At 71.9% G+C, this 505-nt stretch carries 1 pseudogene; it reads right to left on the bottom strand.

The window, feature by feature from the left end:
• Window positions 1-505 (bottom strand): annotated as a pseudogene (locus DBR34_RS21715) (ATP-dependent helicase); the annotation flags it as partial.

Genomic DNA, 505 nt, shown 5'->3' with positions numbered 1-505 from the left:
GGTCGTGCACGCGCCGCCCGTACGGCGAATGCAGCATCAACCGCCAATCGCCGTTTTCGTCGCGGCAACGCTCCACCACCAGTCGGCGGTCGGTGGGCAGCACGCCGGTGGCCTGGCGCTGCTCGTCCAGCAGCCCGAAGATGTTGGCGATGGCATTGCTGGCCAGCCCGCAGGCCTGCAGGCGTTCGGTCATGGCGGCGGGCCGGTCGCCTTCGTCGGCGGCAGGCTCCAGCGCGGCGATGAATGCCCCGACCGCCTCGCCCAGTTCCGCCGGCCGCCCCACGCCTTCGCCGCGCCAGAACGGCAGCCGCGCCGAGCGCCCGGGGGCCGGTGTTACCACCACCTGGTCGTGGGTGATCTGTTCGATGCGCCACGACGACGCCCCCAGCGTGATCACGTCATTGACCCGCGACTCGTGGACCATTTCCTCGTCGAGCTCGCCCACGCGCCGTGACCCGGCGCGCTCCTCGCCTTCGGGCAGCACCACGCCGAACATGCCGCGGTC

The sequence above is a fragment of the Stenotrophomonas sp. HMWF003 genome, assembly GCF_003061285.1.
GTDB classification, from domain to species: domain Bacteria; phylum Pseudomonadota; class Gammaproteobacteria; order Xanthomonadales; family Xanthomonadaceae; genus Stenotrophomonas; species Stenotrophomonas maltophilia_AP.
This window is presented reverse-complemented; position numbering and strand designations above follow the sequence as displayed.